General features: G+C 73.1%; 14 protein-coding genes. 8 read left to right on the top strand and 6 right to left on the bottom strand.

The window, feature by feature from the left end; translation table 11 throughout:
* The first annotated feature begins 34 nt into the window (after positions 1-34).
* Positions 35-466 (top strand): MFS transporter, encoded by a 432-nt coding sequence (locus FH608_RS22845; RefSeq protein WP_139632605.1) that lies wholly within the window; start codon positions 35-37, stop codon positions 464-466.
* Between the two features lie 251 nt (positions 467-717).
* Here FH608_RS22845 and FH608_RS22840 read toward each other — a convergent pair whose 3' ends face one another.
* Positions 718-2,067, bottom strand: a complete 1,350-nt coding sequence (locus tag FH608_RS22840; RefSeq protein ID WP_226899792.1) for an MFS transporter — start codon at positions 2,065-2,067, stop codon at positions 718-720.
* A gap of 26 nt (positions 2,068-2,093) precedes the next feature.
* On the opposite strand from FH608_RS22840, the gene FH608_RS22835 reads away from it, so the two are divergent.
* The 3 genes from FH608_RS22835 to mihF all read left to right on the top strand — a co-directional run bounded on the left by FH608_RS22835 (position 2,094) and on the right by mihF (position 4,337).
* On the top strand, positions 2,094-3,416 hold the full coding sequence (locus FH608_RS22835; RefSeq protein ID WP_226899821.1) for an ROK family protein: 1,323 nt from the start codon (positions 2,094-2,096) through the stop codon (positions 3,414-3,416).
* 106 nt (positions 3,417-3,522) lie between these two features.
* A complete protein-coding gene (locus FH608_RS22830; RefSeq protein WP_139632603.1) occupies positions 3,523-3,927 on the top strand; it encodes a GlcG/HbpS family heme-binding protein in 405 nt (134 codons plus the stop codon).
* Between the two features lie 104 nt (positions 3,928-4,031).
* Complete coding sequence (gene mihF, locus FH608_RS22825; protein ID WP_043641121.1) at positions 4,032-4,337, top strand: integration host factor, actinobacterial type; 306 nt, start codon at positions 4,032-4,034, stop codon at positions 4,335-4,337.
* A gap of 124 nt (positions 4,338-4,461) precedes the next feature.
* On the opposite strand, the gene FH608_RS22820 is transcribed toward mihF, so the two are convergent.
* Positions 4,462-5,109, bottom strand: coding sequence for a response regulator transcription factor (locus FH608_RS22820; protein ID WP_139632602.1), 648 nt, complete (start codon positions 5,107-5,109; stop codon positions 4,462-4,464).
* Positions 5,100-6,347 carry a sensor histidine kinase gene (locus tag FH608_RS22815; protein WP_139632601.1) on the bottom strand — a complete coding sequence of 416 codons (1,248 nt, stop codon included), beginning with the start codon at positions 6,345-6,347 and terminating at the stop codon, positions 5,100-5,102. Before FH608_RS22815 ends, FH608_RS22820 begins: the two co-directional genes overlap by 10 nt.
* A 185-nt stretch (positions 6,348-6,532) precedes the next feature.
* On the opposite strand from FH608_RS22815, the gene FH608_RS22810 reads away from it, so the two are divergent.
* The 4 genes from FH608_RS22810 (at position 6,533) to FH608_RS22795 (ending at position 11,578) form a co-directional block, all read left to right on the top strand.
* Complete coding sequence (locus FH608_RS22810) at positions 6,533-7,807, top strand: acyltransferase family protein (RefSeq protein WP_139632600.1); 1,275 nt, start codon at positions 6,533-6,535, stop codon at positions 7,805-7,807.
* 47 nt (positions 7,808-7,854) lie between these two features.
* Positions 7,855-8,352: a GNAT family N-acetyltransferase gene (locus FH608_RS22805; RefSeq protein WP_139632599.1), complete on the top strand. Its 498-nt coding sequence runs from the start codon at positions 7,855-7,857 to the stop codon at positions 8,350-8,352.
* Between the two features lie 30 nt (positions 8,353-8,382).
* On the top strand, positions 8,383-10,890 hold the full coding sequence (locus FH608_RS22800; protein WP_139632598.1) for a DEAD/DEAH box helicase: 2,508 nt from the start codon (positions 8,383-8,385) through the stop codon (positions 10,888-10,890).
* A 190-nt stretch (positions 10,891-11,080) separates the two neighbouring features.
* Positions 11,081-11,578: a DUF2087 domain-containing protein gene (locus FH608_RS22795; RefSeq protein ID WP_193318565.1), complete on the top strand. Its 498-nt coding sequence runs from the start codon at positions 11,081-11,083 to the stop codon at positions 11,576-11,578.
* 64 nt (positions 11,579-11,642) lie between these two features.
* On the opposite strand, the gene FH608_RS22790 is transcribed toward FH608_RS22795, so the two are convergent.
* The 3 genes from FH608_RS22790 to FH608_RS22780 are packed head-to-tail and all read right to left on the bottom strand — an operon-like array spanning position 11,643 to position 16,792.
* A complete protein-coding gene (locus FH608_RS22790; RefSeq protein WP_394367694.1) occupies positions 11,643-13,241 on the bottom strand; it encodes a beta-N-acetylhexosaminidase in 1,599 nt (532 codons plus the stop codon).
* Positions 13,242-13,267: 26 nt separating this feature from the next.
* On the bottom strand, positions 13,268-15,232 hold the full coding sequence (locus FH608_RS22785; RefSeq protein WP_139632596.1) for an NPCBM/NEW2 domain-containing protein: 1,965 nt from the start codon (positions 15,230-15,232) through the stop codon (positions 13,268-13,270).
* A gap of 12 nt (positions 15,233-15,244) precedes the next feature.
* The gene (locus FH608_RS22780) at positions 15,245-16,792 is read right to left on the bottom strand and encodes an alkaline phosphatase D family protein (protein ID WP_139632595.1); all 1,548 of its coding nucleotides are present in this window, start codon (positions 16,790-16,792) and stop codon (positions 15,245-15,247) included.
* Positions 16,793-16,795: the final 3 nt, after the last annotated feature.

The following is a 16,795-nucleotide window of genomic DNA, read 5'->3' as shown; positions in this document are numbered from 1 at the left end:
GAGCGCCGTAACGATCCCGTACGAGGCTGGAGCCATGACAGTCCCCACGACGACCGCGGCCCACCGGACCGGACGGCTGCCGCTCATCGCGGTCTGCCTCGGATATTTCCTGGTCATCCTGGACGTCACGGTGATCAGCGTGGCCATCCCGGCGATCGGCGCGGACCTGCGTACCGGCCTGACGGCCCTGCAGTGGATCGTCGACGGTTACACGCTCGCGTTCGCCGGGCTCCTGCTGCTGTGCGGCGGGCTCAGCGACCGGCTGGGCGGCAGGCGGATCTTCCTGACCGGGCTGGCCGTCTTCACCCTCGCCTCGGCCGGCTGCGGGCTCGCGCCGTCCACCGGCGCGCTGATCGCCGCCCGGCTGGTCCAGGGCGCCGGGGCCGCCCTGCACGCCTCGGCCACGGCCGGCGGGCTCGCCTTCCTGACCGCCGCCGCGCTCACGGTGCTCACCATCCGGCCCTAGCGGCTCCTCCCCTGGATCCGGCGGCCCCGGTCCGCCTCGGCATCGCCCCTCGACGCACTACCGCCCTGGCTCCCCGCTGCACCCGAGCACGCGCGACCGACGTGACGCGCCCCCGACGCGTGCACGGCCGTGAACCGTGACGAGGCGCCGGCCCGGGGCTCGGCGCACGACCGTCACCCGGCGGGCCAGGCACCCCTCACAACGCCGCGCACCTCCGACGCGGGCACGAGGGGCGTGAGGAGGTTCTGCGGTCAGTCGCGGGCGGGGGTGGGCCTGGGGTGGTCGTCCACGTCGGCGAGAGCCGTCCCGTCCACGGTGGTCGACCCGTTCCCGAGAGCGGGCCCGTCCACGGTGGCCGCGCCCTCGACGGCGGAACCGCCCTCGGCGGGTGGTGCGGTTTCGGGGGCCGGGCCGGAGAGGCGGGTCAGGGAGCGGATGGCGGGGGCGCCGCTGAGGGCGACGACGGCGGCCAGGACGGCGGGGATGAACAGGGCGATCGGCAGCGACGACGCCTCCGCCACGTAGCCGAGCACCGCCGGCCCCAGGAGGAGGCCGCTGTAGCCGAAGGCGGTCACCATGGCCAGGGCGCGCCCCACGCGGCCCCCGGCGGCGCCGACCGCGCTGAACAGGACCGGGACCACCGTGGCGAGCCCCACGCCGGCCAGGGCCCAGCCGGTCCAGGCGCAGACGACCCGCAGGGCGCCCTCGGCGGCGGGCGAGACCAGGACGAGGGCGTACCCGCAGGTGGCGAAGAGGCCGGCGAGCTGGATGGTGCGCACCGAGCCGAGCCGGGCCCTGATCGGGTCGCCGAGCAGGCGGATGGTGGTCATGGCCACCGAGAAGGTGGTGTACGCCAGGGGCGCCGCCGCCGGGTCGGTCTCCAGCACCCAGCGGGCGTGCAGGGCGGCCCAGTCGATGGCCGCGCCCTCGCTCAGGTGCCCGGCGAACGCGGCGAGGCCGAGGAGCGCGATCAGCCCCCAGCCCAGGGAGGAGCCGCGCGAGCCGCCCTGGTCAGGGGAGGAGGCGTGCTCGGGCGGGTCGGGCAGCAGCAGGCGCGCCGCCGGGACGTACAGGAGGGGCACCACCACCGCCGCCGCGACCAGCAGCCACTGCGGGTCCGCCCCGGCCTTCAGGGCGAGCGAGGTGAGGCCGCCGCCGGCCGCGCCGCCGAGGCTCCACGTGCCGTGGAAGGCCGAGATGATGGGGCGGCCGTAGCGGCGCTCGACCTCGACGGAGTGGGCGTTCATCCCGATCTCGGTCACCCCCAGCCCCATCCCGAACACCACCGCCAGGACGGCCAGCGCCCAGTACGACGGCGCGAGCGCGGGGCCGAGCAGCACCAGCCCGGAGAGGGGGCCGGCCACCCAGCACACCCGCCGGCTCGACCACCTGTCCACCAGCGGCCCGGCCACCAGCATCGACACCAGCGCGCCGCCCGAGATCAGCAGCAGCACGCTGCCCAGCCGGGCGGGACCGAGGTCGAGCCGGTCGTTCAGGGACGGGAGCCCCGCGGCCCACAGACCCATGACGAGTCCGGCAAGGAAGAAAAATCCGAAAACTCCGGCACGGGCACGCCTGGCGTCCATGAGGCTTTTGTTCACGGCTAGAGCATAAACTGTGGACCGTGATGGGTGCTACGACGAGTGGCGAGATTCGCGCGCACAACCGGGTACGCCTGCTGCGTGCCGTGCACGACTGCGGGGCCGGCCGCACCAGGTCGCAGCTGACCCGCGACCTGCGGCTGGCCAGAGGGACGGCGTCGGTGCTGGTCGCCGGGCTGGCCGAGGACGACCTGCTGCACGAGGAACCGGCCCGCGAGCACGCGCGCGGGCGGCCGACGCAGGTGCCGGGGCCCCACCCGCGCGGGCCGCTGGCGCTGGCGGCGGACGTGCGCGAGGACGCCTGGGAGCTGGCGGCCTGCGAGCTCGGCGGCGGGACCACGGTCCTCGAACTCCGCCCGCACGACGGCACCCCCGACGGGGCGCTCCGCCCGCTGGGCGCGGCGATCGCCGCCCACGGGCGCCGCCTCGGGCACCGGGTGATCGGGGTCGGGGTCGCGCTGGCCGGTCCCGTACGGCACGGCGGCCTGGTGGACATCGCCCACCTGGGATGGCGCTCGGTGGACGTCCCCGGCGTGCTCCGCTCAGGAGCCTCGGAGACACCGCGCCCAGGGGACCCGGAAGCGCCGCGCCCCGATGGTCGAGGCGATCAGGAGGCACCCCCCTGGAGGCTCGGGGAGGGCGTGCCGGGCGCGCCCGTCGTCGGGAACGACACGGCGTTCGCGGCGCTGGCCGAGGCGCGGCGCGGGCGGCTGCGGGGCGTGCGGGTGGGCCTGCACCTGCACGTCGACTTCGACCTCGGCGGCGTGCTGGTCGTGGACGGCCTCCCGCTGGGCGGGGCGAGCGGCACGGGCGCCGAGTTCGGGCACATGCCGCTCACCGGCAGCGACCGGCTCTGCCCGTGCGGCGCGATCGGCTGCTGGGGCATGGACGTCGGCGCGAACGCCCTCCTGCGCCACGTCGGCCTCGCCTACGGCGGCGGCCGGGGCCGGGCGCAGGCCGAGGAGGTGCTGGCCACCAGCGAGGAGGCGGTCGCGGCCAACGCCAGAGCGCTCGGACGCGGCGTGGCGGCCCTCGTGAACGCCCACGACCCGGAGGTCGTGACCCTCTCGGGCCACGGCGTGGAGCTGCTGGAGCGGGCCGGGGCGACGCTGAAGGACAGTTGCGCGCCCGGCCTGATGGCGATCCGCCGCGACGACCCGCCCCCGATCGAGGGCTCGGCGCTGGGCTGGCGGGGAGCGCTGCTGGGCGCGATGGAGTCGGTGTTCGACGCCTTCCTCACTCCGGAGGGCCTCGAACGGTGGCGCGAAAACCACCCTGACCAGGGTCACGACACGCCCGATCAGCGGAATGTGACGCATTCCACGATGAAGGGGGCCGAGCCGACATAGCCCGCACCCCAGCAGAGCCATGTTAGCGATCTTGCCGCGCCCGGCCAAGGGGTTGTACGCATGGAAGCGAGACGTACAGGAGCTCAGGGACCCGAGGGCGGCACACGTGAATCTGGAACTCGCGCTCCGCATGACCGAGGCGGCCGTCAGGCAGGCGGTGCGCGAAGGCGTGCCGATCTCCGTCGCCGTCCTGGACGAGGGCGGGCATCTGGTGTCTTTCCAGCGTATGGAGGGTGCGGGCATCGCGGGGCCGGGCCTGGCGCAGGGCAAGGCGTACACCGCGGTGGCCCTGCGCGCGTCCACCGCGGAGCTGGCCCCGCGGACGGCTCCCGGCGGTGACCTGCACGGCCTGCCACGGGACGGTCTCGTCTGCGTCGGCGGCGGCATCCCGCTGTGGGCGGACTACGGCGAGGGGTGGCGCGTGGTGGGCGGCATCGGGGTCAGCGGAGGCACCACCACCCAGGACGTGGAGTGCGCGGAGGCCGCCGCCGAAGTCTGGCGGACACGTTGAGCGGGCTTTTCCGCAACACGAACCGCTGGTATCCGCCATGATTAGCCACTGCACCACGGGTAACAGATGCCCGGAACGTAAACTCCCCGAGGAGAGAACTAGAGATGGCACTTCCCACTCTCACCCCCGAGCAGCGTCAGGCGGCGCTGGCCAAGGCGGCCGAGGCCCGTGCGGCCCGCACCGCCCTGCTCGCCAAGGTCAAGGCCGGCGAGCTGACGTTCGCTCAGCTGCTGGAGCGCGACGACGACATCGCGAAGAAGATCAAGGTGTCTCAGGCGCTGCGCGCCGTCAAGGGCGTGGGGCCGGCCAAGGCCACCGCGCTGATGGAGGAGGCGGGCGTCGACGAGAAGCGCCGTCTCGGCGGCCTGGGCGCCCAGCAGCGCAAGAAGCTGGTCGACGCGCTCGGCTGATCCCCCGAGCGGCCAGGTCCGCGCGCGGCGCCGCGCGGACCGGCCGGCCAGAACGCCGCAGGGGCCGGCCCCCCGAAGCCGCCAGGGGCCGACCTCCCACCCCCGCCACGCGCGCCGACGGGGGTCAGGAACGCAGATAGGTGAGCACGGCGAGCACCCGGCGATGCTGGTCGCTGTCCTCCGCGTAGAGGCCGAGCTTGTTGAAGATGCTCCTGATGTGCTTCTCCACGGCCCCGTCACTGATCACGAGCTGCCGCCCGATGGCCGGATTGGACTTCCCCTCGGCCATCAGCCCGAGCACCTCGCGCTCCCGTGGCGTCAGCTGCGCCAGCGGGTCGTCCTTGCGTCTGCGCACCATCAACTGGGACACCACCTGCGGGTCGAACACCGTGCCGCCCGCGGCCACCCGCCGCAGGCCCTCCAGGAACTCGTCCACGTCCACGACCCGGTCCTTCAGCAGGTAGCCGACCGCGCCCCTGGCGTCGGCGAGCAAGTCGTCGGCGTAGGAGACCTCGACGTACTGCGACAGGATCAGCACGGGCGCCCCGGGCACCCTGCGCCGGGCCTCAACCGCCGCTCTGAGCCCCTCGTCGGTGAACGACGGCGGCATGCGCACGTCGACCACCGACACGTCCGGCTTGTGCTCGGCGATCGCGTCCACGAGGGCGTCGCCGTCACCGACGGTCGCGACCACCTCGCAGCCGAACTCCTCCAGCAGCCTGACCAGGCCCTCCCTGATCAGAACCGCGTCATCGGCCACGACTACCCGCACGGCACCTCCGCCACGATCAACGTCGGCCCGCCGTCCGGCGACTGCACGCTCAGCTCCCCGTCGACCGCGCGGAGCCGGTCGGCCAGCCCGGCGAGACCGTGTCCCTTGGCGACGTGTGCGCCGCCGACCCCATCATCCCCGATCGTGAGCATGAGCACGTCGCCGATGCGGGTCAGCTGGACGGTGCAGGCGGTGGCGCGGCTGTGCTTGGCCACGTTGGTGAGGGTCTCGGCGCAGACGAAGTAGACGGCGTTCTCCACGGCGGCCTGGTAGCGGTCGACGGTCTGCACGTCGAGGTCGACGGGGACGGTGCAGCGCCCGGCCAGGGCGGCCAGCGCCGGCGCGAGTCCGCGGTCGGACAGGATGGGCGGCGCGATGCCGCGCGAGAGCGCGCGCAGTTCGTCGAGCGTCTCGCGGGTGGCGCTGATGGCCGACTTGAGCGTGGCCTGCGCCGCCTCCGGGTCCTTGACCATCTGCCGCTGGGCCCTGGACAGCTCCATGGCGAGCGAGACGAGCCGCTGCTGCGGCCCGTCGTGGATGTCACGCTCCAGCTTGCGCAGCGCGTTGGCCTCGGCGGAGACGGCCGCGGCCCGGCCCTCGGCCAGGTCGTCGATGCGCTCCTGCAGCTCGGCCACGCCGGTCAGCAGTGCCCGGCCGAGCCCGGCGCGCAGCAGCGCGGAGCCGCGCACGGCGAACGGCAGGATCAGCATGAAGATCAGGCCGAGGCTGACGTAGTAGAACGAGTTGACGGTGTAGCCGCTGCCCAGGCCGAGCAGCTCGGGCAGCTCGACGTTGCCGGGGATGCGCGAGGTGATCAGCCCGTACAGCGGGTAGGTCAGGCCGGCCAGCGGGACGGCCCAGAACACCACCGTGAGTACGAACGACACGATCGCGAACGGCAGGTTGACGATGCCGTGCAGCAGGTCGAGCCAGGACTGCCCGCTGGTCATCGGGTTGACCAGGCGGCGGAAGCGGCCCGCGCCCGGCGGGGCGGGCTTGTAGCGGGGCCGTACGGGCGGCCGCTTGAGCACGTCGGACAGCCAGCCGCGCTCCGCGTCGGCGAAGCCGCGGGCGGCCAGCAGCGTGGCGGCCAGGAGGGGGACGCCCACCCACACGATCGTGGTGCCGACGCCGGCGGCGAAGCCCGCGAGCATGATCACGAAGCCGATGACGGCCGTGGGGAAGCCGACCAGCGTGTAGCGGGTGTCGAGGAGGACCCGTCTCATCCGGGAGCGCATGGCCTCAACGGTATGGCCTGGGATCCGCCGATACGAGCGGGTGCGCAGGTGTGCTGGGGTAGGGCCAGCCCTACCGGTAGGGGTGCCGGGATCTCGACCGGAAGACGGCGGTGAGCGGCAATGTGCCGGGGCGCCCGCGACGGGAGTCTTGAGCCATCCGCTCGCTCCCGAATCGAGGCTCCCCCATGACCGTCCTGATGGACCGCCCCATCCAAGCGGCCACACGGCCGCGCGGCGCGGAAGGCGCGCGCACGGCGGTGCGGGACCCGTTCATCGACCTGCTGCGGGTGCTCGGCATGGCGCTGATCGTGTTCCAGCACTGGACGATCCCCGTGCTCACCTACGACGGCGGCCGGCTGACCACGGGCAACGCGCTGTCCACCCCGGGCGTGTGGGTGGTGACGTGGATCAGCCAGGTCATGCCGCTGGTGTTCTTCGCGGGCGGCGCGGCGAACGCGATCAGCTTCGGCCGCTCCGGCGCGAACCCGCACCGCTGGCTGGCGGCGCGGCTGCGGCGGCTGGCCTGGCCGCTGCTGCCGCTGGCGGCGGTGTGGATCCCGCTCCCCCACGTGCTGCTGTCGCTGGGCGTGCCGGCGCAGCCGCTGGAGGTCGGCGCGAAGCTGACCGGCCAGCTGCTGTGGTTCCTCGCCGTCTACCTGATCGCCGTCACGGCCACCCCGCTCGCGCTGCGCCTGCACGAGAGGTACGGCCTGCTGGTCCCCGCCGCGCTGGCGGCCGGGGCGGTGCTGACGGACGTGGCGCGCTTCGCCACCGGGTTCGAGGCCGTGGGCTACCTGAACATCGTGTTCGTCTGGATGGCGGTGCACCAGTTCGGCTTCTTCTACGTCCAGGGCCGCCTGCGGCGGCCGTGGGCCCTGGCCCTCGGCGGGTTCGGCGCCGCCGCGCTCCTGGTGGCCTACGGCCCGTACCCGGGCAGCATGATCGGCCTGCCGGGCGCCGAGGTGTCGAACATGGCCCCGCCCACCCTCGCCATGCTGGCCGTGGGCATCGGGCAGATCGGGCTGGCCGCGCTGCTGCGGCCGTGGCTGGTGCGGCTGCCCACGGGCCGGCTGCTGGCCTGGGCGAGCCCGCGGATCATGACGGTGTACCTGTGGCACATGCCCGCCCTGTTCACCGTGACCGGCGTGGTGGTGGTCCTGCTGGGCGTCGACACGCCGCGGCCAGGCAGCGCGCTGTGGCTGGCCGGGTGGCCGGTCTGGTTCGGGCTGCTGTGCCTGGTCATGTGGCCGCTGCTGAAGGGGTTCGCCAGGTTCGAGGCGCCGCCCGCGCTGCCGTACGGGCGGGCCGGGTGGGGCGGCACGCTCGCGGCCGTGGCGCTGATCGGCGGCGGGGTGCTGACGTTGACGGTCGGCGGGTTCGCGCCCGGCGGCGGGCCGTTCCTCGCGGTGCTCGCCCTGCTGGGCGGCCTGCTGATGACGGCCCCGCGGGCGCGGGTGTGAGGGTTCGGAAACACGGCCGTCACATGGCCGCGGGCAGAATGTGGCCCATGACGAACGTCCGGGCGCTCACCGAGTCCGACCTCCCCGCCGTCGCCGCCGTCTACGGCCACTACGTGACCGGCAGCGTCGCCACGTTCGACGAGACCCCGCCCGCCCTGGACCAGTGGCGGGCGAAGGCGGACGGCATCGCGGGGGCCGGCCTGCCGTTCCTGGTGGCCGAGGTGGACGGCCAGGTCGCCGGATACGCCTACGCCTCCCAGTACCGCCCCAAGCCCGCCTACCGCCACACGCTGGAGGACTCGATCTACCTGGCGCCGGGGTTCACCGGACGGGGGCTCGGCGGGCTCCTGCTCGGCGAGCTGATCGCGCAGGTCCGGCGGACGCCCGCCCACCGCCTCGTCGCGGTGATCGCCGACTCGGGGGACCCGGCCTCGGCGCGGCTGCACAAGGCGTTCGGGTTCGAGGAGGCCGGGCGGCTAAGCGCGGTGGGATTCAAGCACGGGCGCTGGATCGACACGGTGCTGTTCCAGCTCGCCCTGGATTGACGGTTCGACCACACGGCAAACTTCGGCAGGATAGGAGGCGTGAGCCTTCTCGTTGACCGCCTGCCCGACGACATCGACGCCGACCCCGACGCCATCTTCGACGCGTTCGTCCAGTGGAATGCCGAGCGCGGGCTCACCCTCTATCCCGCCCAGGAGGAGGCGCTCATCGAGGTCGTCTCCGGCAGCAACCTGATCCTGGCCACGCCGACCGGCTCCGGCAAGTCGCTGGTGGCGGCGGGCGCCCACTTCACCGCGCTGACGCGCGACCAGCGCACCTTCTACACCGCGCCGATCAAGGCGCTGGTGTCGGAGAAGTTCTTCGACCTGTGCGCGATCTTCGGCACCGAGAACGTCGGCATGATGACGGGCGACGCCAGCGTCAACGCGGGCGCGCCGATCATCTGCTGCACGGCCGAGATCCTGGCCAACGTGGCGCTGCGCGACGGCGCGGCGGCCGACATCGGCCAGGTCGTCATGGACGAGTTCCACTTCTACGCCGAGCCCGACCGCGGGTGGGCCTGGCAGGTGCCGCTGCTGGAGCTGCCCAACGTCCAGTTCGTGCTGATGTCGGCCACGCTCGGCGACGTGTCGATGTTCGAGCGCGACCTGACCAGGCGCACGGGCCGGCCCACGGCGGTGGTCAAGCACTCCGAGCGCCCGGTGCCGCTGATCTACTCCTACGTGATGACCCCGCTGCACGAGACGCTGGAGGAGATGCTCAAGACCGGGCAGGCGCCGGTCTACGTCGTGCACTTCACGCAGGCTGCGGCCATGGAGCGGGCCCAGGCGCTGATGTCGATCAACATGGCGACGAAGGCCGAGAAGGAGGCCATCGCCACGATGATCGGCGGCTTCCGGTTCACCACCCGGTTCGGGCGGGCGCTGTCGCGGCTGGTGCGCCACGGCATCGGCGTGCACCACGCCGGGATGCTGCCCAAATACCGGCGGCTGGTGGAGCGGCTGGCCCAGGCGGGCCTGCTGAAGGTCATCTGCGGCACCGACACGCTCGGCGTCGGCGTCAACGTGCCGATCAGGACGGTGCTGTTCACGGCGCTGTCGAAGTACGACGGCAACAAGGTGCGCCGCCTGCGCGCCCGCGAGTTCCACCAGATCGCGGGCCGGGCCGGCCGGGCCGGGTTCGACACCATCGGCTACGTCGCCTGCCAGGCCCCCGAGCACGACATCGAGAACGCCAAGGCCCTGGCGAAGATCGGCGACGACCCCAAGCGGCGGCGCGGCTACGCCCGCAAGAAGCCGCCGGAGGGGTTCGTGGGCTGGAGCGAGGACACGTTCCAGAAACTCCAGGCCGCCGAGCCGGAGCCGCTCGCCTCCCGGTTCAAGGTCAGCAACGCCATGCTGCTCGCGGTGATCAACCGGCCCGGCGACTGCTTCCAGGCGATGAAGCACCTGCTGACCGACAACCACGAGGACCGCAAGTGGCAGCGGCGCCACATCAGCCAGGCCATCGCGATCTACCGGTCGCTGCTGGCGGGCGGCATCGTGGAGCAGTTCGCCGAGCCCGACGAGCAGGGCAGGCGGGCCAGGCTGACGATCGAGCTGCAGGAGGACTTCGCGCTCAACCAGGCGCTGTCGACGTTCGCGCTGGCCGCCTTCGACCTGCTCGACCGCGAGTCGCCGTCCTACGCCCTCGATCTCGTCTCGATCGTGGAGTCGATCCTCGACGACCCGCGCCAGATCCTGTCGGCGCAGCTGAAGAAGGCGCGCGGCGAGGCGGTCGCGCAGATGAAGGCCGACGGCATCGAGTACGAGGAGCGCATGGAGCAACTGGCCGAGGTCATGTATCCGATGCCGCTCGACGACCTGCTGCTCGGCGCCTACGAGACCTACCGGCGCGGGCACCCGTGGGTGGGCGACTACACGGTCAGCCCCAAGTCGGTCGTGCGCGACATGTTCGAGCGGGCCATGACCTTCAGCGAGTACATCCAGTTCTACGAGCTGGCGAGGTCCGAGGGCACGGTGCTGCGTTACCTGGCCGACGCCTACCGCACGCTGTCGCGCACGGTGCCCGAGCACCTCAAGACCGACGACCTGGTCGACCTGATCGAGTGGCTCGGCGAGCTGGTCCGCCAGGTCGACTCCTCGCTCATCGACGAGTGGGAGAAGCTGACCAACCCGGCCGAGGCGCTGGAGCGGCAGGAGCAGCTGGAGACCAAGGTGCGGCCGGTCACGGCCAACCCGCGCGCCTTCCGCGTGCTGGTGCGCAACGCCATGTTCCGCCTGGTCGAGCTCTGCGCGCTGGAGAAGGAGGACGAGCTTGAGGAGCTCGGCCCCGACGTCGACTGGGGCGCGGCGCTCGACGCGTACTACGCCGACCACGAGGAGATCTTCACCGACGCCGACGCCCGCGGGCCCGCGCTGCTGCGCATCGAGGAGGAGAGCGGGCTCTGGAAGGTGCGCCAGACGATCAAGGATCCGGCCGGTGACGGTGACTGGGGCATCGACGCCCAGGTCGACCTGGCCGCGTCCGACGAGGAGGGCCGCGCCGTCCTGCACGTGATCGGGCTCAACCGGCTCTGAGAGCTGGATAAGGACAAGCCGTGTGCCGGAACGGACTGGCAAGGGCGCCCCGGCACAGGCCTGTCGATTCAGTGTCGCCCGGAGTACGTCGGGGTCGTGTCATGGCAATGTCGCAAGATCGAGACATTTGCCGCCCGCCCGAGGTCGCGGCCGGTAACGGGGCCCTGGTGGTGAGGCCAGAATGGAAGCGATGAACGACGAAGAGATCAGGCGCGTCCTCGGGCTGCTCTCCCAGGACGACACGTTACGCGCCTTCGCCTCCCTGGTGCTGGGCGAGGCGGCCGACGGCGTGCCGCCCAGGACGTTCGCGAAGCTCGCCGGCGCGGGCCTGGCGGCGTGCGACGAGAGCGGCAAGTGGCGGGCCACCCCCGAGCGCTTCCGCGAGCTGCTGCGGGCGCGGGCCCAGCCGCCCGAGCGGCTGAGCGCCGAGGAGCGGGTGCTGCGCACGTTCCTCGTGGACGGGCGGCTGACGACGACGGCGATGCGGCGCGACAAGCGGCTCGTCGTGCTGCGCTACATCGCCGCGGTGTTCGAGCCGGGCGTGCGCTACGCCGAGAAGGACGTGAACGTGGCGCTGCGGGCCTTCCACGACGACTACGCGGCGCTGCGGCGCTACCTGGTGGACGAGGGGCTGCTGTCGCGCCGGGACAACGTCTACTGGCGCAGCGGCGGGCCCGTCGACGTCTGACCGGCCGGCCCGGCGCCATCGCGACGTCCGATCGGCCGGGCTCAGGGCGAGCGATCGGCCGGGCTCAGGGCGAGCGCAGGTTGCTGGTCCAGGCGTCGAGCTGGGCCTGCCACCGCTCCGGGTCCTCCGGCCGGCCCGGCACGCCGGGCCGGGTCTGCCAGGGCAGCGGCCCGTCCGCGCGCCTGTACTCCACGCCGATCGCGTCCAGCCGGGGCAGGTGCCCCGCCAGCCGCGCGTGGAAGTCGGGCAGGTCCCGCTCCGGCGGGCACCACACCGTCTCGGCGAAGGCCGCCAGCCGCGGGAAGGCCATGTAGTCCACGCGCCGGCTGGAGTCGATCAGCTCCGTCCAGACGCCGCACTGCGCGCCCAGCACGCGCTCGGCGGCCGGCTCGCCGCGCAGCTCGGCGGGCACGGGCTCGAAGGCGTAGACGTCCTCCAGGGTGAGCACGGTCCCGAACGGCACCGGCTCGTCCTCCCCCGGCCCCTGCCGGTAGTCGAAGTAGACGCTGGTGTTGGAGCAGTTGACCACGTCGTGGCCGGCCCTGGCGGCGGCCACCGCGCCCAGCTCGCCCCGCCACGAGGCGACCACCGCGCCGGGCGCGAGCCCGCCCTCCAGGATCTCGTCCCAGCCGACGAGCCGGCGCTCGCGCGCCGCCAGGTAGACGTCGAACTGGCGCATGAACCAGCTCTGCAACTCCTCCTCGTCCCGCAGGCCCAGCTCGGCGATGCGCCGCTGCGCCGCAGGGCTGGCCCGCCACTGGTCCTTGCGGCACTCGTCGCCGCCGAGCACGATGTACGGGCTGGGGAAGAGCTCGAGCACCTCGTCCAGCACGTCCTGGAAGAACTTGACCGTGCCGTCCTCGACGTTGAGCACGTTCTGGCCGATGCCCCAGGTGGTGCGCACCTCCAGCGGCGTGTCCAGGTTGCCCAGCTCCGGGTAGGCGGCGATGGCGGCCTGGGTGTGCCCCGGCAGGTCGATCTCGGGGACGACCATGACGTGCCGGGCGGCGGCGTAGGCGACGATCTCCTTGATGTCCTCCTGGGTGTAGTAGCCGCCGTGCGGGCGGCCGTCCATGGCGCCGTTCCAGCCGGTCTGGCTCTCCTTGCGCCACGCGCCGACCTCGGTGAGCCTGGGGTGGCGGCGGATCTCGATCCGCCAGCCCTGGTCGTCGGTGAGGTGCAGGTGCAGCACGTTCAGCTTGTGCAGGGCGATCAGGTCGATGAAGCGGAGCACGTCGGCCTTGGTCATGAAGTGCCGGGCGACGTCGAGCAGGCAGCCGCGCCAGCCGAACCTGGGCGCGTCCTCGACGTACGCGCCGGGCACCTCGAACGGGCCGCCTCCCGCTCTCCTGAAGGCGGCGGGCGGGAGGAGCTGACGGAACGTCTGCGCGCCGTAGAACGCGCCGGCCGGCCCGCCCGCGACGATCTCCACCGTGCGGCCGACGGTCAGCCGGTACGCCTCCGGCGGCAGGTCGCCCAGTGTCAGCCTGATCCCTCCCGAGCCCGCCGGCGGCAGCTCGCCACCGGTGACGGGGGCGAGCTCGCCGCGCAGCCAGGCGGCCACCGCGCTGAGCGCCGGGTCGGCGGCGAGCGAGGTCTCCCGGTCGAGGACGAACGTCCCCGGCCTGGGCTCGTGCTTGACGGGCTTGGGAACGATCAGCAACGGCGATCTCCTTACGGGCAGGTGCCTTACTGGCAGGTGATGGTGGCGTCGGCGAAGTCGACGTGGTCGGAGGTCGCGTTGTCGCCTCCGTTGGTCGCGACCAGCCGGATGTATCGGGCGCCCTCGACGGAGGCGGTGACCTTCGCGGCGGGCATGGCGCCCGTCAGCAGGCCCGTGTGGGCGACCCGGCCCCCGTCGGCCCAGACCTCGAAGACGGCCGAGCCGGCGGAGCCGACCTCGTCGTCGATCCCGGCCTGGAACTCGACCGTCGAGCAGCGCCCGCCGGCGTAGTACTCGATGTCGGCGGGCGCGTGGGCGCCGAGGCCCTTGGCGTACGTGACGCCGCCGATGGTGATGGGGTTGCCGTCACCGGCGGCGCGCTCGCCGTTGCTGGTGTCCTTCTCGACGGGACCGAAGTGGCTCGTGGCGCGGGTCCAGGCCGCGTCGCTGAGGTAGGTACGGCCGGAGCCCGGCGCGGTGGCGACGGTCACCACGGCCACGGCGCTGCGCGTGCCCTGCCCGTCGGACTGGGTGAACGTGAGGTCGTAGGAGCCCGGCGCGGTCCCGGCGGGCGGGGTGACCGCCCACGTCACCGCGAACGTCTCGCCGCCGTCGAGCCGGCCGGCCGTCGCCGGCGTGCGGGCCTCGGCCCGCCACCCGTCCGGTACGCGGGCCGCGACCTCGACGTCGCGCAGCCGCCCGGTGTCGCCGGTGTTCGTGACCTTGGTGATGATCTCCCCGGTTTTGCCCGGTTCGAGGGTGGAGGGCCGGTCGTCGCCGAGGAACCGGGGCGGGTCGGCCTCGAACGTCACCAGCGGCGGCGCCTGCCCGCGGCTCTCGGACACCCGGTAGAGCAGCGCGGAGTGCGCGGGGACCTGGGCCGACAGCTCGCCCCTGGTGGAGGCCACGGCGCCGCTCCACAGCTCCTCGACCCGGTAGCGCGACCCGCCGCCCAGGTCGGTGGAGACGGTGGCCGCGCGGTCGCTCTCGTTGAACAGCGCGACGGCCCGGTCGCCGCCGGCCAGCGGCTTGGCCAGCACGTGGTACCAGCCGTCGGTCGAGACGAACGTGCCGTGCACGCCGAGCGGGTCCTGGTCGACCGCGATCACCTTGGGGTTGGCGACGACAGCGGGCGGCGCGGCGGCCGGGTCGGCTTGGAGGATGAGCGGGGCGGCGCCCATCGCCCACAGCGTGAACTGGGTGCGGTACTCGGCCTCGGTCATCCCGCCCCGCCCGGCCTGGATCAGGTCGGGGTCGGCCCAGCTGCCGGGGCCCGCGTACTCGGCCCTGAGCTGGTTGAACTCCCAGATGTCGACCATCGTGGGGTAGGCGTCGGCGATGGGCCGGTTGTAGACGTTGGTGCGCCAGGTGGTGGCGCCGGCGTCCTTGCCCCACAGCCACGGGACGGTGCTGCCGTCCTCGTTGTTCATGGCGAAGACGACGTCGTCGCCGAGGGCCTGGCGCATGGGCGGGTAGAGGGCCTGGGCGATCTGCTGCACGTTCTGGCCGGGGAAGTCGGCCGTGGGCACGCTGCACCAGTCGTACTTGACGTAGTCGACGCCCCAGTCCCTGACCTGCCGGGCGTCGGCGGCCTCGCTCCTGTAGGAGCCGGGGCCGCCGCCGGAGCAGGCCTGGGTGCCGGCCGACAGGCTGAGGCCGAGCTTCATGCCCTTGCCGTGCACGTAGTCGGCGAGGGCTTTCATGCCGCTCGGGAAGCGGGCGGCGTCGGGGGCCAGGGCGCCGTCGGTGCGCTGGGCGGCCAGCCAGCAGCCGTCGATGACGACGTACCGGTAGCCGAGGGGGACGAGCGGCGTGAGGGCGTCGGCGGCCTGGCGCACCGACGACTCGGAGACCGAGCAGCCGAGCGAGCGGCTGTTCCAGCCCATGGGCGGGGCCGCGGCGGCCCCGGTGGATGAGGCGGCGGTGCTGGATAAGGGCATGAAGGGCACGGCGAGGAGGGCCGCCGCGGCGGCGGCCGTGAGGATGCGCATGGGGAGGTCCTGTCAGGCGGGGTTGAGCCGGGGGGTGCCCGGCTCGATGACGAAGGAGCCGGAGGTGTAGGCGGGGGCGTACGGCTCGGTGATGCGGGAGAGCGACCGGAAGTCGACCTTCATCTCCTGCTGCGTGAGCTTGGCGCGCACGTAGCCGCGGCGGCCGTTGAAGAACTTGACGTGCGGGTTCTCGTCGAGCAGCACCTGGGTGTTGGGGTATTCGTCCAGGCCGTTGCCGGCGCTCGTCACCGAGGTGGTGACCAGCTCGACGGCCACGGACTTCGACTCGGGGTCCTGGTAGTCGCGCTTGACCTCGCCGGCCCAGTGGGAGTGCACGTCGCCGGTGAGCACGACGGCGTTGCGCTTGTAGTCGTCGATGGCGGCGGTCAGGCGGTTGCGGGAGGCGACGTAGCCGTCCCAGCCCTCGTTGGAGTAGCCCTTGCCCTCGCCGTTGGTCCAGTCCATCTCCATGAAGAAGACCTGCTGGCCGAGCAGGTCCCAGGTGGCGCGCGAGCCGCGCAGCTCGCCGTCCAGCCACGCCTCCTGCTCCTGGCCGAGGATGGTCCGGTTGGGCTCCAGGCGGTCGAGGCAGTCGGGGCCGACGGTGCCGCTCCTGCCGGTGCACGCGTACAGGTCGCGGTACTGGCGGGTGTCCAGCATGTGCAGGTTGGCGACGGCGCCCCAGCGGATGCTGCGGTAGAGCCTGAGCGCGGAGCCGTCCGGCTTCTGGGCGCGGCGCAGCGGCATGTTCTCGTAGTACGCCTGGAAGGCGGCGGCCCTGCGCTCCAGGAACGGCGGGTCGGGCTGCTCCGGCACGTCGCCGGCCCAGGCGTTCTCGATGTCGTGGTCGTCCCACACCACGACCCACGGGGCGATGGCGTGGGCCAGCTGCGACTCGGGGTCGGCCTTGTGCTGGGCGTGGCGCAGCCGGTAGCCGGCCAGGTCGAGGCATTCGCCGCCGGCCTGGTCGCGGACGGGGTACTTGTAGTCGCCGTACTCGTAGATGTAGTCGCCGAGGAAGGCGATCAGGTCGGGCTGGTCCTCGGCCATCCGGCGGTACGGCGTGAACCAGCCGGTCTGGTAGTCGGCGCAGGAGGTGAACGACAGGTTCAGCGCGCGGGTGCGGGTGCCGGGGGCGGGGGCGGTGAGGGTGCGCCCGACGGGGCTGATGTCCTGGCCGGTCCTGAAGCGGTAGAAGTACTCCGCCCCCGGGTCGAGGCCGTCGAGCTCGACGTGCACGCTGTGGGCCGCGTCGGGGCGGGCCACCTCGGTGCCGTGGCGGACGACCTGCCGGAAGTTCTCGTCCTTGGCGAGCTGCCACTGGACCGGCACCGGACGGCCCGGCATGCCGCCGAGTCCGTCGAGCGCGACGGGGTCCATGGCGAGCCGCGTCCATAAGACCACGCCGTCGGGCGTGGGCTCGCCGGAGGCGACGCCGAGCTGGAAGGGGTCGGTGACGGGGGTGCGGCGGGCGGCCGCGCGCACGGGGGCGGCGGCGCCCAGTGCGGCGGAAACGCCCAGGCTCGCGCCCCCGGCGAACAGTGAACGCCGGGTGATCATGGG

The sequence above is a fragment of the Nonomuraea phyllanthi genome (genome assembly GCF_006334985.2).
In the GTDB taxonomy this organism is placed as follows: domain Bacteria; phylum Actinomycetota; class Actinomycetes; order Streptosporangiales; family Streptosporangiaceae; genus Nonomuraea; species Nonomuraea phyllanthi.
This window is presented reverse-complemented; position numbering and strand designations above follow the sequence as displayed.